General features: G+C 59.1%; 15 protein-coding genes. 7 read left to right on the top strand and 8 right to left on the bottom strand.

The genetic code is table 11. From position 1 onward, the window contains the following. The first annotated feature begins 174 nt into the window (after positions 1-174). Positions 175-354, top strand: a complete 180-nt coding sequence (locus tag BM374_RS35335) for a hypothetical protein (protein WP_092303270.1) — start codon at positions 175-177, stop codon at positions 352-354. Between the two features lie 242 nt (positions 355-596). On the opposite strand, the gene BM374_RS35330 is transcribed toward BM374_RS35335, so the two are convergent. The 4 genes from BM374_RS35330 to BM374_RS35310 form a co-directional block, all read right to left on the bottom strand. Then, the gene (locus tag BM374_RS35330) at positions 597-1,217 is read right to left on the bottom strand and encodes a DUF2865 domain-containing protein (RefSeq protein ID WP_092303268.1); all 621 of its coding nucleotides are present in this window, start codon (positions 1,215-1,217) and stop codon (positions 597-599) included. A 413-nt stretch (positions 1,218-1,630) separates the two neighbouring features. After that, positions 1,631-2,296, bottom strand: a complete 666-nt coding sequence (locus BM374_RS35325) for an SGNH/GDSL hydrolase family protein (RefSeq protein WP_092303302.1) — start codon at positions 2,294-2,296, stop codon at positions 1,631-1,633. A 266-nt stretch (positions 2,297-2,562) separates the two neighbouring features. After that, the gene (locus BM374_RS35320; protein WP_092303266.1) at positions 2,563-3,567 is read right to left on the bottom strand and encodes an ABC transporter substrate-binding protein; all 1,005 of its coding nucleotides are present in this window, start codon (positions 3,565-3,567) and stop codon (positions 2,563-2,565) included. Between the two features lie 982 nt (positions 3,568-4,549). Continuing rightward, positions 4,550-7,330, bottom strand: coding sequence for a UPF0182 family membrane protein (locus tag BM374_RS35310; RefSeq protein WP_092303300.1), 2,781 nt, complete (start codon positions 7,328-7,330; stop codon positions 4,550-4,552). A gap of 467 nt (positions 7,331-7,797) precedes the next feature. Between BM374_RS35310 and BM374_RS35305 the strand changes: the two genes are divergently transcribed. The 4 genes from BM374_RS35305 to BM374_RS35290 all read left to right on the top strand — a co-directional run bounded on the left by BM374_RS35305 (position 7,798) and on the right by BM374_RS35290 (position 12,051). Beyond that, positions 7,798-8,268, top strand: a complete 471-nt coding sequence (locus tag BM374_RS35305) for an aminoacyl-tRNA deacylase (protein ID WP_177248762.1) — start codon at positions 7,798-7,800, stop codon at positions 8,266-8,268. A 176-nt stretch (positions 8,269-8,444) separates the two neighbouring features. Continuing rightward, a complete protein-coding gene (locus BM374_RS35300; RefSeq protein ID WP_092303260.1) occupies positions 8,445-8,864 on the top strand; it encodes a CBS domain-containing protein in 420 nt (139 codons plus the stop codon). A 415-nt stretch (positions 8,865-9,279) separates the two neighbouring features. Continuing rightward, positions 9,280-10,986, top strand: coding sequence for an ethylbenzene dehydrogenase-related protein (locus tag BM374_RS35295; protein WP_092303258.1), 1,707 nt, complete (start codon positions 9,280-9,282; stop codon positions 10,984-10,986). A gap of 54 nt (positions 10,987-11,040) precedes the next feature. Continuing rightward, a complete protein-coding gene (locus tag BM374_RS35290; RefSeq protein ID WP_092303255.1) occupies positions 11,041-12,051 on the top strand; it encodes a 2Fe-2S iron-sulfur cluster-binding protein in 1,011 nt (336 codons plus the stop codon). 47 nt (positions 12,052-12,098) lie between these two features. Here BM374_RS35290 and BM374_RS35285 read toward each other — a convergent pair whose 3' ends face one another. Beyond that, on the bottom strand, positions 12,099-12,902 hold the full coding sequence (locus tag BM374_RS35285) for a PstS family phosphate ABC transporter substrate-binding protein (protein ID WP_092303253.1): 804 nt from the start codon (positions 12,900-12,902) through the stop codon (positions 12,099-12,101). A 386-nt stretch (positions 12,903-13,288) separates the two neighbouring features. On the opposite strand from BM374_RS35285, the gene BM374_RS35280 reads away from it, so the two are divergent. Beyond that, entirely contained in the window at positions 13,289-15,778 is a 2,490-nt protein-coding gene (locus BM374_RS35280) for a bifunctional diguanylate cyclase/phosphodiesterase (protein ID WP_244552817.1), read from the top strand. Between the two features lie 1,493 nt (positions 15,779-17,271). Here the strand turns inward: BM374_RS35280 and BM374_RS39040 are convergent. The 3 genes from BM374_RS39040 to BM374_RS35245 form a co-directional block, all read right to left on the bottom strand. Then, positions 17,272-17,544, bottom strand: a complete 273-nt coding sequence (locus BM374_RS39040; RefSeq protein WP_177248761.1) for a hypothetical protein — start codon at positions 17,542-17,544, stop codon at positions 17,272-17,274. Further along, entirely contained in the window at positions 17,525-17,935 is a 411-nt protein-coding gene (locus tag BM374_RS35260; protein WP_177248760.1) for a hypothetical protein, read from the bottom strand. Before BM374_RS35260 ends, BM374_RS39040 begins: the two co-directional genes overlap by 20 nt. Before the next feature lie 1,139 nt (positions 17,936-19,074). Next, complete coding sequence (locus BM374_RS35245; protein WP_092303298.1) at positions 19,075-19,575, bottom strand: YybH family protein; 501 nt, start codon at positions 19,573-19,575, stop codon at positions 19,075-19,077. A gap of 1,960 nt (positions 19,576-21,535) precedes the next feature. On the opposite strand from BM374_RS35245, the gene BM374_RS35235 reads away from it, so the two are divergent. Further along, on the top strand, positions 21,536-21,715 hold the full coding sequence (locus tag BM374_RS35235; RefSeq protein ID WP_092303239.1) for a hypothetical protein: 180 nt from the start codon (positions 21,536-21,538) through the stop codon (positions 21,713-21,715). Positions 21,716-21,725: the final 10 nt, after the last annotated feature.

Raw genomic sequence — 21,725 nt, 5'->3', positions numbered from 1 at the left:
AGCCTTGGGGGAGCTGACGGCTCAACTTGGGGGCTTGCGTAGGTAGGGGCTATGCACGTTTCACATAATGCTGGGGCGCCTGGGAACGATGTTGATCAGGATCAAAGGTGCGACAATCGACCCCGCCGAACGTGCGCGCATTCTCCACTGTACGCGACTTCGCAGGAGAGCCGGATGACGGATTACACTGTCGAAGCGAGAAGACATCGTGAGATGGCCGACGAATGCCGGACAATGGCGGCGTGCCTCACTGACAAAGGCGTGTGCGGTGCGTACCAGAGGCTCGCGCAGGATTACGACACGCTGGCGGAAAACGAGGAGCGGATCGCGCGAAACCTCAAACTCGCAAACTGATGGCCCAGATGCTTCGCGATGTTTGGCGCTCGATGACGTTAACGCGCCGAGGACAGCCAAGGTTCTCCCGCTTCTGCAAAGGGTCAAAATGCGAAGAACTCAGGTCGAGCAAATCTGGTCCACTCTGCCCAGATGAGCGGACCTTCGTCAGAGGCGGCACGACTTCGCAGATGGGCCAACGGAAGAAGCTCTGCACAGGTGATCGTCGGACATTGATTGCGACATCAATCCGCATCTACGCGCTAGTCGCGCGCGGACACCGGCTTCCGCGCGATGGTCACCGCCGGAAGCGGCGTGAAATCCGGGTTCTGGTCGTTACGGACCCGTATGCCCGAATAGGCGACGAGCCCGTCAGCGGTGGCGACCGTGTCGCCTGAACGTAACGAGCCGTCCATCGCGAGATCGACTGATGCAAGACCGGCGGGGCTTCGGCCGTTGCAAGTGCAATCGGCGCGCAGCGCCTTCCGATAGGCAAAGGCGTTTTCGCTATCAGCGTAGCGTTCGCCGTTTGCCGCATAGGCTCTGTCGATGCTAGAGCCGAAGAAAACTTTGGTCGGGCTTGCCGGACAGAAGGCCTGACACATCTGCGCCGGCGAGGCCGCCCCGCGCATCAGCGGAAAATATTTGCCGTCGCAACTGCGCACGCAGAAGGCAGGTCCTGCGCTTACGATGACCGGCCGCGGCGGTGGCGATTGCGGAGCAAAAGCCGAGGTCTGCTGCTGTTGCGTCTGGCCGCTACCGAAAAAGAAATCAAGCAAGCCTTCAGCCGCACTCATTTCGGGCGTCAGCGCCACGGGGCCAACGATTGCGACTGCAACAAGCATGCGGCGCAGCTTGCGCTGAAAGCACAATTCGGTACGCATCGCGTTCTCCGCCGGACGCCACGAACTCTCTTCAGGACAAAGGGGCTTGCGATAATCGTGGATACGAAACGCGCTCTAAGCTGGGCGGAGAAGGGGAAAGAAATAGGCGAGTGGGCACGGCAAGCGCCACATTTTGATCGTTATGGGACGCTGTCGGAGCCGTGATCTCCCGGAGTTCGCCCGGCGTTGAAACCAACCCAAGGTCCGGTTCGGGTCAATCGCGACGGTTTAGGCCCCGTTAAGTTAAGTCCGGTCTACCCGTGACAGCCGACATACCCCGCTTTGGGATGCGGCAGCGATGGGCCATGTGCGGACTAGTCAGGCGATCTTATATCGCTGAGGTGATGGCAGGGCCTTCTCAAGCTGGCGGCGACAGCCATCGCCACATTACATCACCGATTTGCCTGGCCGCCTTAGCGGGTCGTGCGCGAAAATATTTCCAGAACTTTGTCGGCCAGGGCGTTGCCGAAATCGACATTGTTTCTTGCGGAGAAATGGATCCCATCAAGACCGTCTGTTGAGATCACACGTCCTGCGTCGAAGAAGTCAACCTTCATGAAGTCGGCCAGGGACTTGTAGTGTGTTGCAAGCTCTATGGTCTTCTCGCGTCCACCCTCAAACATTCCCTGGAGCCAAGGATCCGGTACGGGCGCAAGTGGCGGCGGTGCGACCACGAGCACATGAGGTGCTCCGTAGACAGTCCCCACGCCACCGGCCGAGGTGAGCACCTGGCCGACGAGTTTCGACATTCCGACCGCAATATCGTACGCCGTGCGACGATAGTAACTCTTCGCATCGTTCGTCCCGAGCATGATGATGACGAGGTCCAGCGGAAGGTGACTTGCCAGAGCGGTTGGCAGATAGGCCGACCCGTTCAGGCGCGGATCAACTGGATCATCGATCGTCGTAGTACGTGCACTCAGGCCCTCTTCCACGATTTCGTAATCGGACCCAAGTTTGGCGGCCATGATTCCCGTCCACCGCTCTGGATAATAGAATCTTGTCGTTGGCGCTCCTTCGTTAACAGCAATCCATCCCCAGGTCAGAGAGTCACCAAAACACAGGATTCGCCTAGTCATGAGAAGCTCGCTCGGTTGGATTTGGAACGGTTGGGGCGGATAATTGCGGCGCGGGTTCGACACCCGGACCATGTCCGAAACAAAGTCTCCGCGAAACATAGCAGGTTGACGCCAGACTGGAGTAGATTTCCGGTTTGGGTCAAATGCGAAGAACTCAGGTTGAGCAAATCTGGTCCGCTCAGCCCCGATGAGCGGACCTCCGTTAGATGCGATGTAACTTCGCAGATGGGCCATCAACGGACTCATGCACCGCAGCAGACGCGTCTCTATTCTATCACTTCGTCGGCGCGAGCGAGAACCGATGGCGGTATCTCAAGTCCGATTTGCTGTGCTGCCTTTGTATTGACGATGAGTTGAAACTTGGTCGGCTGATAAAACGGAATTTCGGCCGGGTTCTCACCTCGCAATATTTCGGCGATCTGACCTCCCGCGTAACGAAACGTATCGAGCAGATCGATACAGTAGGCCATAAGCCCGCCCCCTACCACGAGGTCTCGGAACGGATACATAGTTGGAATTCGAGCGCTCGCGGCTAGGTTGGTTAGCGTCTTGACATTCCCATTGTGGTCCGCCTCGTCCGAAACCAGAAGCGCGTCTATTCGAGCGTTTTGCATCCAATTGAACGCTGCTGAATAGGTCTCCTCGCTGAACGTATTTCCGAGGTCGACATGGCTTAGCGCTATCCGCGCTTGTTGAGCCGCCTGCCGAAGGGCGTCGCCCGTTGGCCTGTTCCAGTTTTCGCGGGATGAGAGATATGCAACCACTGACAATTTGGGCCGCACTTCAACCAGCAAAGCCAGCCGCTTTCCATAAAGCTCCAAACCAGCATCGACGGTCACGCCCGTTACATTCGTGCCGGGCCGGGCCAAGCTATAAACGAGCCCTTCAGCAACCGGATCATCTATTGTTACGACAATCGGAATGGTCGTTGTGGCGGCTTTAAGCCCTGCTACCATCGGGTAGCCGCTCGTGAATATGGCGTCGGGATTAGTCTCCACGACATCTCGCGCGAGCTCGGCATAACGCCCTGTTTGGCCTCGGCCTGAATAGAGATCAACAATCAGATTTTCTCCATCGACAAAGCCGCGATGGCTCAGTTCGCCCAGCAGTGCCCGAAAGTAGGGTTGAGCTTTGAGCCCTTCAACCGGACGGGCGGGTGAGATTAGGGCAATCCGCTTTCGCCGTGGCGATCTCTCAGGCTGGGCACTCGCCTCCCCGGCTAACACCAACGTGCTGACCGTGATACCTGCGATGAAATCTCGTCGCCGCATGTGTCCCCCTTAAAGGAGCACCCGCCTGTGGCCGAAGCTTAGCACCTTCGCATTTCGCGGTATCTCCAAAAAGCGGCGGCAACGACTACGTTTCGTCTGCTAAGGGTCAAAGGCTGGCCTCGGCAGCCAGCATGTCTTGGTCGGGTTATCTTTCGGAAGCGGACATCGCCGCCCTCTGGGCTGAGGTCAGCCACGGGCCGCCCTTGGGAGGGGCGGCCAGTTGCTTCCGCTCTCGATGACGTCTCGCCTTGAAGGGGACAGGCTGAGCAAGCACTACCTCCGCGGCAGGAGCGGCAACACTGATCACCATCGTGTCCAGGCTCTATCGGCAGCGCAGACGCGACAGTAAGACTTTTCGTAATAAGAGGCGATCAGCGGCCTAATCCCGAGGACCCACGGGAGTCGGATCGACTCGCGCGGACGGGAGCTGGAGCGTCTTCACGCCTCAAATGGCGCGTGCTGTCGTCGGCAGAAACAGGCCCTTCGTTCAAATCCGGATGCCTTACTTGGTGCCGGCCGGCGGGGACGGTCTCGGCTGGCGATACCGCACGTGGTTTGGCTTCCGTCCTCGCAATTCGCGCCATGCCGGCTCTCGGGACCGGTGCTCGCCGTCCCGAATCGAACGTGATCGACAGATCAGGTCGGCATGGCCGCAAACAAGGTAACGGCGGTACGCTTGGGGCTAAGGAGGCATCGACCGTCCAGGACTATCGAGCCGCCGCGCGCAGCTGGCGGCTTATTCTTCCCAGAAGAATGCCGTGATTTCTGCCGGCGACGTTGAAATCGTAGATCTTCAGGTCGGACCTTTCATGAAGCTCGGCCAGGGACGCCCTGGCGGAAGCTAGGGACCGATCCTTGTTCGAATTCTGTTCTAAATGGCGCTCCACCCGGAATAAAACTGAGAACTCTTATGTCATTGAAATCGCGATATGATCTTCAGCAGAGCCCAATCGTAGCGTCGCGCTCGTGATGGGGGCGGGCACTAATGGCCGATGGGACGTCGGTTCATTTCCTCCAAGAGCTCCCGCATTGCGTCGAACTGCGTGCCAAAGCCTTTCCAATCGCCGGAGCGCAATCGTTCAACGGCCTGATTGTAGCGATCGAGCGCCTCCCTGGCCGGACCTGTCGACGGGGCTGTGACAGGCATTTCCCCTTTTGTGCTCGAGACCCGCTGCGCCCCGCCGGGCTCGATGAACAAGGCGGACAATGCCTCGTCGAGCGTCTCCTTCATCACCACATGTTCACCATAGGCTGCAATCACACGCTTTAGTTCTGGCAGGTGTCCGTGCTCCGCTCGCAAATAGAGCGGCGATACATACAGGATCGAGTTCTCGATCGGGATCACAAGCAAGTTCGCGCCGCGTATCACCCGCGAACCCATCTGATTCCACAGCGTGATTTGTTGCGATATCTCGGTACTCTGGTTGATCCGCGCCTCGATCTGGAACGGCCCGTAGACGAGCTTCTCCTTGGGAAATTCGTAGACGATCAGCTTGCCGTAATCGGGCGCGTCACAGCGCGCGGCGAGCCAGGCGATCATATTGTCGCGGCGGCTGGGCACCATCGGAAGCATGAGGAAGAACTCAGCCTGCGGCTCTCCGGGCAGCCGCATGACGATGTAGTACGGCGCCATCGTTGCAATGCCGCCGCCGCCTGGCTGGCGCGGGAATTGCCACAGATCCTCGCGGTTATAGAAAACGTCGGCGGCCTCCATATGGTAGGTCTGATAGAGCCGCGCCTGGATCAGGAATAGATCCTCCGGATATCGAATGTGCTTCTGCAAGTCCGGAGGCATCGCCTCGAACGACTTAAACAAGCTCGGAAAGATACGCTGATAAGTCGCCGCGACCGGGTCGCCGGTGTCGACGAGGTAAAAATCGACGGTCCCATTATAGGCATCGATGATGACCTTCACAGAATTGCGGATGTAGTTGAGATCGAAATCCTGCGCTGGCTGCGAATAGGGGAAATAGGAACTCACCGTGTAGGCGTCCTGCATCCAGAACATCCGCCCATTGCTGATGACCAGATAAGGATCGTGATCGAGCCTGAGGAACGGAGCGATCGTTTGTACCCGTTCCCCGATATTGCGGCGGATCATGATCCGACTGTCTGTGGTGATGTAGCTTGAGAGCAGCAGGTTCGGGTCATTGAAATAGTAGGCAAACAGGCCTCTCCACACCGCCGCTCCTATCGGAATGCCACCCGTGCCGTCATAAGCCGCGTAGACATTGTCTTTTCCCTTCGGATAGTCGAACTCAGGTGTGCTCCCCTTGACGATGACGTAGTTGTTGCTCTGTTCGCTGTAGTAGATGCGCGGCTCGTGGATTTTGGGGCCTCCATCCGCAACGGGAGGGATATCCCGCAAATAGAGGAGCGGCAGTCCTTCAGTGCTCTTGCGAGTGACCGGGCTCATCACCGCACCATTGCCATGAGTAAACAGCACGTGGCGGTTGACCCAGGTCTGGGCGTTCGGCGGCAGCAAGGAGGGCCGCAGTTCGCGTGCCGAGAGCATCACACTTTGGTAGGAGCCGTCGAGCCAGTAGCGATCGACGTCAAGATCATGGAATTTGTAGTAAGTGCGGATCTCTTGCAGCTGCGCGTAGGTGTCCGACAGAGGCAGCCAGTCCCACAGCCTGATATTGTCGATTGTCGCCTTGTTGGCGTCGAGCGTCTTGGAGGTAAGCTTCTGTTCGGCCGCAAAGGGCCTGGCTGCGATCTTGTCCAGATTGTAGGCCTGCCGGGTGAGCGCAATATTGCGCTCGATGTAGGGCTTCTCCAGATCCAACTCGCTTGGTTTGACGAAGAATTGCCAGACCAGAACGGGGGCTACGCCGGACAGCACGAAGGTGCCGAGGACGACGAGCAGGAACGCGGCGACAGGAAGCCGGTAACTGCGCGTCCGCAAGTTCGCCCACGTGGCGAGAGCCGCGACGATCGAAAGTCCGATCATCAGCCACAGGGCCGGCAGCCCCACATGGACATCGGTGTAACTTGCGCCGACGACCACGCCGTTGTCGCCGTAGAGCAGCAGATAGCGATCGAGACTATAGGACCAGGCCTTCACCGCGAAGAAAAGACCGAGCAGCGCCGAGCCGTGGCCGATCACTGTTGGCGACATTGAACGATGTTGAGAGTCGTATTCGATATCGCCGTGAGCCCAGTAGATCGTTCCGGCGACAAGCGCACTCAGAGCGAGCGTGAGCATCATCCAGTTCTTGATCAGGATATAGGCGGGCAACGAGAACAGATAGAAGCCGATATCCTTGCTGTAGAGCGGCTCGTCAGCGCCATATGGCACCTGATAGAGAAACCGCAGGAAGGCGCCCCAGTTGGCTACTTCGGCCGCTGCGACGAGAAGGGCGATCAGGACAGCCCCGCCCGCGATAATCGAGCGCCACGGCCAGCGATCACGCCACTGTGCAAGCGGATTGGGCGGCGCGCTGCCCGCGGCCTGCCATACCGCCGCCGCAAGCTGTGTCGACCGCTTGCCGGCGACACGCAGCGCGAGCCACCCGTTCACCCAAAGTACGAGAGCAGTTGCTGTCCAGATCGCGACAAAGACGGCGGCTTTAGCGCCGATCGTCATCCAGAAGACCTGCAGATAGCCGACCGACGAAAACCATAGCCAGTCGACCAGGAAATCGCTCCCGAGCGCGAGCAGGATCAAGCAAATCGTAACGACGACAGCCGCAACGGTTAGCGTGACCACGCCACTTGGTCGTGGTGCCTTGCGTTGGGGTCCGGCAATCCGGATCGTCATGCGCCTGATCATAGCGCAAATGACGGGCATCCGCCGCTTGATTCGGGCCGGGATTACGCCCACGGCGAGGGACGCACGTGGGCGAAGCCCCGGCGCGCGCGGAGCAACGCAAAGCGGAAAGCTCGGCGATGCTGCCAACGCAATCAGTCACTCATCGCCCGAGATGGTGCTGCGGCCGCGGAGCCGTATCGTACAATGTGCTGGTAGAGCGCAGACTTGGCGCGCCACCCAGAATAAAACCGCGAACTCTTATGTGATTGAAATTACTATATAATTTTGACTTGGCCTGATGTGCCCAAATGAAGCGCGGCCATCCCGCTATGATGTTTGGTCAAGGATGATGAATTGCAGCTTGCGGATGGAAGACCTATGTTGGCTCTATAGTCAGGCAGCCGCCCATCGTATGGCGAGAGTCTGCGGGTCGACCTCACGATGGATGGTTTCCAATCCGCTTCGGAGGTGACGCCATGGCCATTGCTCCCACGCTCCAGAAATACCTCGCCGCTGAGAACATCCAGTACGAGATCATCCCGCACGAACTCAGCATGACGTCCGCTCGAACAGCGCAGGCATGCCATATCTCGGGCGACCGCCTCGCCAAGGGCATCGTACTGCGGCGCGACGGCGGATACATGCTGGCCATATTGCCCGCATCGCATCACCTCCGCCTGTCGGACCTGAGGACAAGCCTCGGCGACAGTGTCCGTATGGCCGATGAAACCGAGATCAATCGGCTGTTCAGCGACTGTGCGCATGGTGCAGTTCCTGCCGTCGGCAAATGCTACGGATTGGATATGATCGTCGACGACAGCATCGAGACACAGCCGGACATCTACATGGAAGCCGGCGATCATGAGACGCTGCTTCATATGGGTCGCGCGCAGTTTGCACGCCTGACGGTCAACGCACCGCACGGGCACTTCAGCGCGCATGATTGAGGATTTTGTGCATCGCCCATTGGCCTCGCGATCCTGGGCGGGAACTTTGGCCGCGAAGTCGCCGTCATACTGTTCAGCAGGGTGGCGGCAAGAGTGTCTGCAGTTGGCCGTCGGAGTGGGAAGATGGGGGTGCCGCTGCATTGCATCAACGCACTTGAAACCCACGGAGGCTCGCCATGAAAGTCAAAGACGTTATGCACAAGGGTGTCGACTGGGTCAGCCCCAACACCCCAATCACCGAGCTTGCCAAACTGATGCGGGCGCATGATATCGGCTGCATTCCGATTGGCGAGGACGATAAGCTGGTCGGAATGGTGACCGACCGCGATATCGTCTGCAAAGGGCTCGCAAGCCACAGCTTCGATGCCGGCCGTGCGACAGCGCGCGACGTGATGACCGAGGGTATCCATTGCTGCCGCGATGACGATGACCTTGCCAAGGCGATGCATCATATGGAGAAGCTGCAGGTCCGCAGGCTGCCGGTGATCAACAAGAGCAAGCGGATGGTCGGCATCATCAGCCTGGGTGACGTCGGCCATTCCGCGTCGGGTGATATGCTCACCGAGACCGTCAGGAGCGTTTCGGCGCATCACTGACTTACGGCCAGGCGCCTCTCGCGATCGTCGCTCGAACAGGCGTTGAGGGGAGCCATGCGCTCGTCATGCACGCGGAACGGAAGCAACGGCGCGATATGGCTTATTTTGCGCCTGAGTATCGCGGCTTTGGCGCACCAGTCAGAACAAAATTACGAACTCGTATATAATTGAAATTATTATATAAATTCAATCTGTGGGGCAGGATCGACTCACTGACCACCTGCCCCCCAACGGTTTCCGCGCGGCCTACAATAGACGTGGTTTAGCGACCCGCGCAGCGGCCGCGCTCTGAGCTGCTCCGCACCAGAGCGCCCAATCCCCAATGCGTCGCAGCCTTTCTGGCGCAACTGCTGGTTTACCGCGGGTAAGCTTTATGCAATGAACGAAGTCACCGCTTCGAAAGAACGCCGCTGCCTTGACCGAGAGACGCATCGCTCAAACAAAGACTCGAGAAAGCCCGCCACGTACTGACGTCGGGACGATAATCCTCCATTGGGCGACCGCGCTCGCGTTTATCGTAAGCCTCGTTACCGGCATCCGCATCGCAGCGGACGCGCTGCACGCCCCCTTCTCGAAATGGCTTGCTCCGGTCCTGCCGCAGGGCGAGATCTTTTCCTGGCATTTCATCGCGGGGCTCGCCCTCTTCTTCTGCGGGGCGGCCTACGTCGCCTACCTCGCGCGCAGCGGCCTCGTCGAGCGCAACAGCCCCAAGAAGACGCGGATCCTGGCGATGCGCGCCCCGGCTCGCCTCAAGTGGGGAGCCGCCAACGTCATCCTGCACTGGTTCGTCTATGCGCTCGTGACCTTCCTCACGGGGACGGGCGTCATGATGTATCTCGGCTATGGCGGCTGGTGGGCTTATCTCCACTCGATCGCCGCCTTCGTCGCACTCGCCTATATCTTCGCGCATGCCGCCGCGCATTATCTCTATGGCGGCTGGCAGCAGATTCTCCGCGTGTTTCGGCCGACGCCGCTCGCGATCACAAAGGCCGTGCTGCCGAGGCCTCTTCTCGTCGCCGCTGCAATCGGGGTGGTCGTCGCGTGCGGCGTTGCCGGGCTCGACTGGGCGACGCGCGATACGCTCGTCGTCGCGCGGGTGGACGCCGCGCCCAAGCTCGACGGCGCCATGGGAGATCCCGCCTGGTCGCGCGCGCTCCCCGTCTTCATTCGCACGCAGCAAGGTGCCAATCTCGGCGGATCGGGCGAATCGCTCGTGGAAGTGCGCGCCCTGCACGACGGGCAGAAGATCTATTTTGCCTTCCGCTGGGAGGATCCCACGCGCTCCCTCCGCCGCATTCCGATCATCAAGCAAGAGGATGGCTGGCACGCCCTCGACGAGCGTGCGGGTCTGCAAGACGCCGCCGACTTCTACGAGGATAAACTGTCGGTCATTTTCTCGGATAATCCATCGCTAGGCGGCGCAGGCGCGACGGATCTCGGCGCCAACCCGCTGCCCGGCAAACCGATGCCGATCAACGGCCGGGGCTTCCACTTCACGACCGATGGCAGCTACATAGACATGTGGCAGTGGAAGGCGTCGCGCGGGGGCATGCTCGGGCGCGTCGACAGCCAATATATCGGCCCGCCCTACGCCCCAACCCTGGACGAGCAGAATTACGATGCCCGCTATCAGGGCGGCTATTGGAATAAGCCTGGCCGCACTCTTTATTCGTACAACTTCAAGTTCATCCACCGGGACGACAAAGGACCGGTCACGGTTCTGCGGCTTCCCAAGGACTGGAAGGCGCAGGTCGCAGCCCTCGGCAAATTCGATCTTGATCCCAACAGCAGCGACGACGAGAACGGCCGCTGGTACATGTTCGAATCGGAGAGCGAACCCTACACGCCAGAGGCCGACGCGAGGATTCCCGTTGGCACGATCCTGCCTGGCGTGATTATTGCCGGCGACAACGAAGGAGAGCGCGCCAATATCACCGGGGTTTCAAAATGGAGCAACGGACATTGGACGCTCGAGCTGACGCGCAACATGAAAAGCGATGGCAGATATGACAAAGCCTTCGTGCCGGGCCGCGATCTCTACATGTGGGTCGCCGTCTTCGACCATGCACAGACGCGGCATGCGACCCATAACCGCCCGGTGCGGGTCGTGCCGCAGAAATAGGGCTCTCATGATCGGCGACGTGCTCGACCGGAGGCCACTTCTAGAGGCCTCGCGATGAAGAGGCATTGTCGGCTCGTCATCAACGGCAAGCCCGTCGAAGCCCGCGCCGGCGAAAGCCTGATCGACGCGGCGCTCGGCGGCTCGATACTCGTTCCACACGACTGCAGATCGGGACAATGTCAGAGCTGCCGGGTGACGGTCATTTCGGGCTCGGTCGATGACGGCGGCTCGGGCCACGGCCGCACTGTGCTCGCTTGCCAGGCCGCGGTCGCAGGCGATGCCGAGATCGAATTCGAAGAATTGCCGCTGCCGATGAAGCGGGCGGGCGCCGTCACCGAGATCAAAGAGCTCTCGCCGGAGATCGCCGAAGTGGTGCTGACGACTTCAGCGCCGCTCGAGTTTCGGCCGGGCCAATATGTGCGCGTCAAGTTTTCCGGCTATCCTGCGCGCGAGTACAGCCCGACCTTCAGGCTCGATGGTTCCTTCAAGCAAGTCGAACTCGTCTTCCACATCAGGCGCCTGCCCGACGGCACCGTGTCGAGGCAACTCGGCAAAGCCATCAGGCCTGGCCATGCGGCGCATGTGCAAGGCCCCTTCGGACAAGCCTATCTACGACAGGGCCAGGGGCCGCTGGTGCTGGTCGCCGGCGGAGCAGGCTGGGCCCCGATCTGGGCGCTCGCCCGCTCGGCGCGCTCGACCCAGCGCAACCGCGAGATGGTGGTCGTCGCCGGCAGCCGGGATGCCGATAATCTCTATATGCTTCCCTCGTTGCAATGGCTGATCGACGACGGTGTCCGCGACGTCGTCGCGACGACGGAGGTCGGGTCTACCCTGCCGATCAGGCCCGGGCGCCCATCGCACTACCTGCCCCTGCTTGGGCTGGAGGATACGGTCTACGTCGCCGGCCCTGTTGGTCTCGTCGAGATCGTGAAGAACAAGGCGCGCTCGGCCAATGCGCAGTGCTATGCCGATCCTTTCGTGCCGAGCTCTCAAACCCCATCGCTGATGGACAAAGTCACCCGTCTATGGCGAAGCCGGGAGCAGCCTCATCGCCCCGGTCTGTGAGCCGATGCCGGGTTCAGCAGCGCCGGCGGCCGCCGAGCCCCGGCGCCTTACGGCTTGACGGGCAGACTACCGAGGCTGGTGATGACGTCGGCTGCCTTCTGCGCATCGGCAAAGCGTAGAAAGGCCAGGGCCTCCGGATCCTGCAGTGTGTTTAAATAGATCAGCGCCAGCACCACGCTCGAGGGATAATCCGCATCCGTCGGGTAGTGGCCGTCCACGCGAAGCACCGTCAGCCCCTGCTCCAATGGCCGCGAGAAGGGACCGAAGCCGATCGCGCCTTGAACATCGCGAACCGTCTCGATCGCTTCCTGTGTGGTCGTTGCCATCTTCGATTTCTCGGTGATCTCGAGATCATGCCAGCCGGGCATGCTGGCCCTTAGCACGGTGAGAGTGCTGTCCTGGTCCTCGCGCCGCACGACGCGGATACGCATGTCGGCGCCACCCAGCTCCTTCCAATTCGAAAGGCGGCCCGAATAGATCGCAACGAGCTGAGCGCTTGTGACGGCACTCACTCCGCAGCCGGGATGGACGATGAAAGCCGAGGGAAGGCGGGCAATCGCCTTGTAGACGATGCCGGAAGCCGCTTCGGCGTCGGTCAGGCGGCGTGCGACGCGCCCTAGGGTCGCCTTACCGGACCCCACGGCCGCGATGCCTCCGCCAGAACCGATGCTCGGCGGGACCTCGACCTGTGCCGATCCTTCCTGCTGCATGAAGCTCGCTGCGATGGCACGCAGGACATCGATGCCGTCTCCGGTCCCGACGATGTCGAGCTTGCGTGTTTCGGCGCCAGCGGCATTCACCCCCGCAAGGCAAAGGCCCAAAAGGGCTGCCATTATCCGCGAAAAGGCCATTGCGAACCCCTTCAAATCACGAGGTGCACAATCTGGCAAAGAAACCTAAACCTTCTGTTGTCGCAACGCCGCGCCTTTTGGAATCATCAGTGTGGCGAACAGAAAGTGAAAGCACACAATCTGATGGTTTCGAAAAACCATTTGGTAATTAACTAGCCACAAAATATCGATTTATAGACGATTTAGAGGGTTTCACTCGCCTAAATTCGGCGCCCGGAAGACAACTCAGTCGGGGCCTCAGTGAGCGAGATTGATCGGCCCCTAAGTTCAGGGTGCTGGCAGTGGTGGCGACTGACACCGATATGGCGAAGGCATCGAGGGCGCCGCCCCGCTGGCGTCGTTGGGCCGTTCCGTCCGGGGTCCCGGGTTTCCCCTCCTCCATCGCCATGCGCCTTGTTGCCGTCGTGCTCGCGACCGGCGTGCTCGGACTCGGCCTCATCGGAGGCTTGACGGCACTACGCCTGCAGCAGCAACTGAGCCAGCAGGCTGCCGCACTGGGTGAGCTCTCGGAAGACCAGCTCGCTCATCGTCTCGACGGCGAGGCGCAGTTGGCGCGAGCGCGAATCGAGGTCCTCGGCGCGGAAACCGCATCACGCCTGCGTCAGATCGCTCAGCGCGTCGATGTCGCCAAGGCGGTCGTCTCAAACAACGATGTGACTATTCGCGAGCTGCTCAGCACCGTTGCTTCGACCTCCGGCTTTGAAAGGCTGATCGCCTTCGACGAAGCCGGCCGCGTGATCGGTGCCAACACGCCCCTCGACCTCCTCGCTCTGAACGGGGCGATCGAGGGGACCGACCTCACTGTCAATCTCAGGGCGATCCTCAAGGACAATAGCCGCTCGCATCCGCGGGGTGAGGAAGGCACCTATGAGCTCAAATTGGGTGAATTGTCAGCGCTCGGCCTGCCGCAGCGCCACACTATAGCGCACACCGCAATCGAGCCCGTGTTCGACGACTTCGGCGACCTCATCGGCGCGCTTGTCGCCATCCGACCGCTCGGGCGCACGGAGCGGACTCTCGAGAACTTCACCTCGCTAGCTAACGCCGGCGTGGTCATCATCACTGCTAACAGCGAGATCGTATCTTCCGCGGGGCCTGAAGGGGTGAAATTCAGCAGCGCCAGGACGCGTTCGGGCGGGCTGCAGCGCTCGGATGACGGCAACTACGTCGCGCGCTGTGTCGAATATGAGGCGACGCTCAAGGTGTGTACGTTCGCGAGCGCATCGCTCGTGACGACGACACGCGATCAGATGTTCCAGATCGGCGCAGCCCATACCCGTTCGCTAATGTGGCAGTTTCTAGCATCCGCGGCGCTGGCGCTCGGCGCCTTGGTCGTCGCGCTATTGGCCGCCGTAAGGCACCTCACGAAAGGACTTTCGGCGCTCGCCAAGACCGCCCAGGACATCGCAGGAGGCAATCTCGACGTTCCGTTCCGTGCATCGGGCATCGGCGAGGTTCGCGGTCTCGGCCTCGCATTCGAGCGAATGCTGACGCATTTGCAGGCCAGCACGCGAAGAATTCGTCAGCTCGCTTTCTACGATACGGTGAGCCACATTCCCAATCGGGAGAAGATGCGCGTCGATGCGCCGGCGCTCATCGACGCGGAAGAAGGCGTAGCGCTGTTCTTCCTCGACCTCGATGGCTTCAAATCCATCAACGACACTTTCGGGCACAAGGCTGGCGACGAGCTGCTCAGGATGGTGGCCGAGCGCTTGAGCAATTTGCTGACGTCCAAGGTCGCTGCCGGCAAAGGTCTGCTCGCCCGGGTCGGGGGCGACGAGTTCGTCGCCATCATCGCTGGGGTGAAGACGGTCGAGGCCGCGAGCCTCTGTGCCCGCGAGATGATCGAGACGCTGCAGGTTTCCTTCAAGCTCCAGAGCAACCATGCGACCATCGGCGTCAGCATCGGCATTGCGATCTGTCCCACCCATGGCACAACCTATGACGATCTCCTGATCCGCGCCGACCTTGCGATGTACGTCGCGAAGAGCTCGGGACGCAATACCCATGCCTTCTTCACTCCGGATCTCGCAGAGGTCGCCCGTGCCCGGCATGCGCTCGAAACCGATCTCGCCTTGGCGATCCGCAATGAAGAGCTCGTCGTCCATTACCAGCCCAAGGTGTCCTGCGTGGATGGCCGCATCCTGGGGGTGGAGGCGCTGGCGCGCTGGCATCACCCGAAGGAGGGCAACATTCCTCCTCAGCGCTTCATCAAGATCGCGGAAGAGATCGGCCTCATCATGGAGATCGACCGCTTCGTGCTCAGGCGCGCGCTCGCCGAAATCGGGGGCTTGATCCGGGCCGGCTCGAACCTCGTGCTCGCCGTAAATGTCGCGGCGACGGAAATCGAGGACCCGCTGTTCATCAAGGATATCGTCACGAGCGTTCGCGAGGCCGACTTCCCGCCACCAAACCTCGAGATCGAGGTCACGGAGTCGGTCGCGATGCGCAATCCTGACGTCGTGCGCGAGAGAATAAGCCTGCTCAGGCAATTGGGCATACGCTTCGCAATGGACGATTTCGGTGCCGGCTATTCGAATCTTGCGACGATGGCCAGGCTCCCCTTCGACGCTGTGAAGCTCGATCGCACGCTTGTCGCAGGTGTCGCCAAAGACCGCGAGAAGCAGACGATCCTTCGCCTAGCGCTCGGACTTGCGGACGAATTGGGGTTCGAAACGGTCGTAGAAGGCATCGAAACGGCCGAAGACCTTCGGTTCGCGGCTGAAAACGGCGCGACCATGGCGCAAGGTTTTATTTTCTCTCCGCCGCTATCGCTCGAAGAGTTCACCGTCCTGCTCCAGCCGGGCCTTTTGGCTTCGGCGGTCGAAGTGGCGCCCAGGGGACACGGACCGGAGCGGCAGGCCGCTATCCGCTGAGGCGTCGGACGACATCACCGCCGCAGACGCTGGTCGGGGACCGAACAGGCCGACGGGGGCTCGGCAATGGTTCGCGGCTTTGTACTGAATGGTGGGGAAATGGTGCGCCATTCAGAACAAAACCGCGAACTCATATATCATTGAAATAACTGTCTACTTTCTATCTTCTGGCAGCGTTGCGAGACGTTACTTCCCTGTTTTCGCGGCGCGCTCGCGCCTATCGTGTCGCCAGCTGGATTTTGAGCAATTCCACCGGGCCACCGCTAAGCTTTTCCAGGTGTTTCGGTGCGCTCGTATAACTTGCCCCTTCACTGGCAGACCAACCAGTGCGATTATCGCGCGAGGGGGTTTTGCCGGGATCCTGCTGGTGGCAAAAAACTCGGCAAAGCTAACCCGATCTTACGAACGGTATGTCCTGGTCATTCACACCGACGAGATGTTCTTGGATAGCGTCAACGTCGAGCGTTTCTTGAAAGGCGCGAGCTTCAACACCACCATGATAACCCATGCCTTTCTTGGCTTGTCGTATGAGCCCGGTAAAGGCTATCCGGCGTTCCCGCTTGAACTAGTCCGACCCTGATGAGCATTGGCTCGCGGTCACTTTGCGGGCCGCGCCCTTACTCGGCTTGCTTATGTGTAGTTTCCACAGCTTGACCACCAACCAAGCCGCCATCCCGTACCCGTGATCCGCAACACAGAAGCCAGCCACCGAGATGACGATGATGCGTCAGTCAATCACCGCGCGCTAGCTCCGCGATGGCTCGACGCAGCTTGATTTCAATACACCGCGCGCAGATCAGTTCGCCGTCACCGGCCGGTGGCGCAAGAACGGTCAGCTCTTCTTGCGCGAACTCTGCTGCGCAATGATCGCAGCGGGGGATTTGGTGCATTGCGCATATGCTCACGCTCATGTGGCGGAATTCGGTACTCTGGTCCGTACCTGCGTCAGCTCGTTCCAAATCCGGAACGTGGTGAAGTAAACTCGCGGCCGTTGCAGATTTACAACCAGCTTCGCCATTCAAGGTACTAAGCTCGTTCCGTCCATTGCTACGACCGAAACATATTTCACGCTTACCTAATGCAAACAGCGGAGACGCAAAGTGTTTGATGTCTATCGCAATGGCAAGCGGGACTTGCTCGTTCTAAACACAGGGGCCGCAATACCCGCGGCGTACGCATCAAACAAATGGCGCAAGAGCAGAAAACGAATTGCGAGAGTAAGCGACGAGATTAGGTCCAAGGTTCAGACGCAAGGCTATTACGTCCGACCTCTCCCGATTGCGAAGAAGCGACCGATCTAGTTCAAACACCGCTTGCGCCCATTCGGGCGCGATCTAGGGCAACGTCGCCACCAGTAAACCGGCATGGTCGCTTGTGGCGCGTGTCAACCTCGGGTCTGCGCGTTGGCACAGCCATTCTCGCCGAGTTCGATATTGTTCGCGACGCAACCTCCATACTACGGTACCTGCCGCTCGCAACCTCGTAAGTATTTGTCAAACAGTTTGGCGTAAGTTCTTGAACATTCTAACGACGGGCCGCGCGGCCATGGTTGTCATGGCTTTTTTATACTCGCGTATATCGTATTTCTCCTTGCGACCTTTCGGCACTCCCGCCGAACCAAATAGAGAGGACGACAGAACTAGGAAGAACTCCTGCGCCTTGAGAGGGTCCGTTGAGCCCACGACCTCAAGCTTTGCACCGCTTGCCGAGGCGTCGATGAGAATGCAGCTTCTTCGCCACGTGCCATCAACACCCATGATGCTCATGATGTGCTTGTGTTCGAATTGAACGCGGTGTGCCTTTCGATTGTTCTCTGTCATCTGCAATCCACGATTTCAAATCAGTTGGTTCAAATAAACAGGTCGCCTCTCTGCGCGTCTCTGCAATCAGCAGATCGATCCGCGCCGACTGAGCCAGTGGAGTGGTTCTGGTTGTCACATTCAGTGGGGTTTGTCCGACCATCAACCGGATGCAGCCATTCGCGAGTTCAAGAAGGAAGATCGCCTGACGAGCGTCATCCTTTGTCTGAATTTCGAGAGCTTGAACTCGCGACAAGAGAGCGGCGATGTTGGCGAGAATGTCAGGCAGTTTCTGCCGCGAGCGGTACGTGTTAGACTTCGCGTTGTGCGGCTGGCAAAATTTGAGCACCGGCGACATCGTCGCAACGGCGCTGCGAGCTGATTTGGGTGGATGGGTCTCACGTCGGAGTTCAATTCGTCACAGCAAAAGACGAAGGGGAAGGCAAGCCGACAGAAACGTCTTGTCGGCTCACAATGAGACGGGTTTGGTCCCAAATGAGCGCTCAGCAGCCTGACAAGCTTGTTGTCGGCGGTCGCTTCAAGTTGAGCGAGCTGGGGATCGTTTGGCTCCCAGAGTTCGCCCATAAGACCGGCACCATTGTCGAGACCAGTGTTCGCACCTCCGGCGTGACGGTGCTGTTCGATGGCGCGGCGAAACCGACAGTTAGACCGAAGCTACATATCACCTCTCTCGCCGTGACGATCTTTATCGACCGAGAACCTTCTCCGACTTGCAGGTCGCGCTCAATATGAAAACACCGAAGCTGAAGCAATGGGCCGAGCAAGAGGTCCGACGATTGGTCAGGCTCGCCCAGCAGGAGGCGCCTGATCTCACAAAACCCGCGCTTCGCAACGCAACGTAGCGCCAATCGCCCGTAATTCCACGTTTGGGGGGCGCCCGGAGCGGCATACCGCTCGTTGTGGGTGTGGATAAAACCCGGCGGCTCGCGTAGCATCGGCGAGGGTTCAACGTCTCACCGGGATCTGACAAATGAGCCGTTTGTTGCTGTGCAATGTAGCCGCTACCTGCTTCATGGGAGCTTTGGTCTTCCATTCCTCCGAAGCGAACGCTGTCTCTTGGCGCGGCGTCACCGCGCCAACAAACATCGATATTCATGGTTGGTCGATCATCAAAGAGCCCCCGCCGAGCCCATGCCAGTGGATACGAGTGAGCGGTGGCTACTGGGTCCGACAGTGCGTTTACTAGACCTTGCATCACAATCTCTGCTTAGCCCCGAGAACGGCGCAAAGGGAGACATGCAAGTATTTTGTCGGCGATGGGCCAGATTACTCGATGCTGCCGGTCTTCACTCGAAGCTGATTGTTCGGCCGATCAAGGAGCCGCGCCATCCTCTTTATTTTCGAGAGGCTAGGCTCCTTGATCTCACGCAGCCGATGCGAGTAGTCGGCCTACTGCCCGCAAGACCGACCTTTCAGTTGCTCCCTCCGCCCGTTAAGCGCGAAAGCCGGTTACGACGAACTACTCTCGGGTAGACGCTATTTTCCACTCGGCGCGTTCCCCGTTGTAGTCGCCGTGGTCCCCGCTTGTTGCGGCTGCGGCGGCGCTGCCTTGGGAGCCGACGTCAGCATACGGATCCTCCATTGCCCATTCTCACGAACATCAAGAGCAGTCCAAATAGCGGTTATTTCTAGGGGATCACCTTTCTCACTTTTTCCAGTAATGTGAGCTTCGCCAGTTGATAGGGCCATGTTTTCCGACAACGGCTGAACGTCCGTCACCTTTACCTCGAGGCGATTAAGTCCAGCTTTGAAACCGCCCTCATAAAATTTGGTATTATCGGGCTCAATTCCATTCTCAGTAACACGCAGGTAGTTCTTCGTATAAAGTGACGTAATCCCGGCAGCATCTTGTTTGTCGAAGTATTGCTCGTATGCTGAAGCTATCTTCCCAATCTCCTCCTTGAGATTTTGATCTGCTGCACTCGCAGGAACTGCCGACAGTAATAGTGAGAAACATACAGCTCCAAATGCGCGCATGATGTTAGCTCCCTGCTGTTGTGCCTCCCTAGAATAGAGGATGGAGACGAGGCTTACCTCCGTCCTCCTAAGCAACGTCGATCACGCGGTCGCTCGATTTCGAGGAACGGTTCCTGTCACTATTACGGTTGCTGCACCTCGGGCGCATTAGCGCCGACCCGCCACCGTCCTGCTGACTCATCTGATGATCGCGAAGTGACGTTGGCTCCTGCGCCAATATAGCTCAACGCAGCGATGTCCGCCATGGGTTCAAAAACGGCGATCCGGCGCTCGCATACGTGAAAACACCAAAGCCAAAGCAATGGGCCGAGCAGGAGGTCCGACGATTAGTCAGGCTCGCCCGGCAGGGATTTGGCACATCGAGGATAGCCGCCGAACTTGGCCGCCACGCCGGATCGGTGAGGCGCATGGCGCGAACGTCGGGACTGCTGTTGAAGAAGTAGTCCCCGACTGATCTTGAGCAAAGCCTGGCTGACCTACAGCCCAAAGCCCGGCCCCCTGCCGCGAGCTGGCCTGTTCGCGCAGAATTAAAAATTAGACCGTTTGCAGCAATATCATCCCGACGACGGTCACAAAGAAACCGATTGCCGTGACTGCGGCAAAGCACCGCTCTACGCTATCCATGAACGCAACCCTGCCAAAAAATATTCCAGCTTATTTCGTGATGTACTCTGCTATTCCAACCGCTGACTCGCTCGTACCCCCGCGAGTAAGTTTGCCTCGTCCTCTCATAACAGAACGCTCTTCAAAGACTGAGAGCTAGTTGTGGCCGTCGAAGGGACTTGGATAAACCGAAAGCGCGCATGCCGCCACACCGCGCGCCGATTGCGTGGTGTTCGCATGGTCTCCAATTGCTGGGAGCGAGACGCCAGATGTGCACGTGTGATCGAGCCGAGCATCATTGGCTAAGTGCTCCCAATACTCAGCCTCGGCGAGCAGTTTCCAATTTCTATCTGGATGATGCGCGGCGGTCTGACGGCACAGCGATGCCATCGCGCGCAGGCGATTCACAGTGTCCACCGACTCCTCCCAACACTTTATTTCTGGATTTCTGGTTTTTTCTACTCTATTTTCTATTTTTGCGTCGGAGTCATTATGATTATGACGCAGAACCAATTTTTACTTCCGAAGCGCGATTCGGCTTTCGTTGCAGCTTCAAATCGCGTTTCAATCACAATAGGCGCGATCCGGTGCTTCTGATTCGCCCTCGGCAATCGAGCTACAGAGAGGGTGTTGAGGCAGTGCCTCGCCTACGGAGCAACGGCCTAGCGCTGCTGCCCGTAATTCCACGTAACAGCGCGACGCACGCAATCAGCGTCGCCGTGCTTAGACCGACGACGACAATTGCGCGTTCATTATGAGCTTGAAGGTCTTTGTCATCCATCCATACCAACGTCGCTCGCCTTCTCTCGTTCAGCCTCCGGACAAGATGTTTGTCAGCGCGAGTTGGAGCCGCCGTGCTGCGACCTTTTCGGTTCTCCGGAGAGTGGCTCTAAAGTTCCTCTCGCGGGAACGAGACGATCGTTACAGACATGCATCCTGGACGATTAGGGGCACATCAGTAAGCTATCTTGAGCTGCGGTGCAGCAGCGATGAGGAAGCCAAGGCGAAGGCGGCCTCAGTTGTTGGACGGGCACGACATCGAGACGACTCGGGCAGCAAGGGCGCAGGATTGCGGATTTGAAGGCACCAAAGCATGACCCTAGTGACAGCCGTGGGGCCGCCGCAATCAAGGTTGCGCCCTTCACCGCCAACTACGACATTGTCGCGGGATCACGCACGCCTCATAAAGGCCCTGACGAGGACGGCGACCTCCTCAGGCCCGAACTGCATGTTCTGCAAGAACCGATAAATTGCCAGGGACTGCCCAGCCCCGGACTATGGAACCTAGCACGACCGGCCCTTTGATTGACTGCCAGTGGATCTCGGAACGAGATCGGTCACCGGAAATTAGAAGCGAATGAGCGAATATCGCCGTCTTCAAAGCCTCGCTGAGCGGCAGGCCGCATTAGCCTCAGATGCCGAGACCCGGAGAGCATTGGAGGCGATTGCCGATGACGCAAAATGGCGGAGGCTGAAGAGGGCCACCAAGGAAAAAAGTCTGAAGAGTGAGGTTCGCGGCATGCTGGTCCCGCAGTAGGCACAATCCG

The sequence above is a fragment of the Bradyrhizobium sp. Ghvi genome, assembly GCF_900115265.1.
In the GTDB taxonomy this organism is placed as follows: domain Bacteria; phylum Pseudomonadota; class Alphaproteobacteria; order Rhizobiales; family Xanthobacteraceae; genus Bradyrhizobium.
The sequence above is the reverse complement of the archived record's forward strand: the minus strand, read 5'-3'. Positions and strand labels throughout refer to the sequence as shown.

Bases quoted from the DNA above. Each gene is read 5' to 3' on its own strand.
- BM374_RS35310 (WP_092303300.1), bottom strand. From the start codon at position 7,330: ATGACGATCCGGATTGCCGGACCCCAACGCAAGGCACCACGACCAAGT.
- BM374_RS35320 (WP_092303266.1), bottom strand. From the start codon at position 3,567: ATGCGGCGACGAGATTTCATCGCAGGTATCACGGTCAGCACGTTGGTG.
- BM374_RS35325 (WP_092303302.1), bottom strand. From the start codon at position 2,296: ATGACTAGGCGAATCCTGTGTTTTGGTGACTCTCTGACCTGGGGATGG.
- BM374_RS35245 (WP_092303298.1), bottom strand. From the start codon at position 19,575: ATGCGCGCATTTGGAGCTGTATGTTTCTCACTATTACTGTCGGCAGTT.
- BM374_RS35290 (WP_092303255.1), top strand. From the start codon at position 11,041: ATGAAGAGGCATTGTCGGCTCGTCATCAACGGCAAGCCCGTCGAAGCC.
- BM374_RS35260 (WP_177248760.1), bottom strand. From the start codon at position 17,935: ATGTCGCCGGTGCTCAAATTTTGCCAGCCGCACAACGCGAAGTCTAAC.
- BM374_RS35305 (WP_177248762.1), top strand. From the start codon at position 7,798: ATGGCCATTGCTCCCACGCTCCAGAAATACCTCGCCGCTGAGAACATC.
- BM374_RS39040 (WP_177248761.1), bottom strand. From the start codon at position 17,544: ATGAGCATCATGGGTGTTGATGGCACGTGGCGAAGAAGCTGCATTCTC.
- BM374_RS35335 (WP_092303270.1), top strand. From the start codon at position 175: ATGACGGATTACACTGTCGAAGCGAGAAGACATCGTGAGATGGCCGAC.
- BM374_RS35300 (WP_092303260.1), top strand. From the start codon at position 8,445: ATGAAAGTCAAAGACGTTATGCACAAGGGTGTCGACTGGGTCAGCCCC.
- BM374_RS35280 (WP_244552817.1), top strand. From the start codon at position 13,289: ATGCGCCTTGTTGCCGTCGTGCTCGCGACCGGCGTGCTCGGACTCGGC.
- BM374_RS35330 (WP_092303268.1), bottom strand. From the start codon at position 1,217: ATGCGTACCGAATTGTGCTTTCAGCGCAAGCTGCGCCGCATGCTTGTT.
- BM374_RS35285 (WP_092303253.1), bottom strand. From the start codon at position 12,902: ATGGCCTTTTCGCGGATAATGGCAGCCCTTTTGGGCCTTTGCCTTGCG.
- BM374_RS35235 (WP_092303239.1), top strand. From the start codon at position 21,536: ATGAGCGAATATCGCCGTCTTCAAAGCCTCGCTGAGCGGCAGGCCGCA.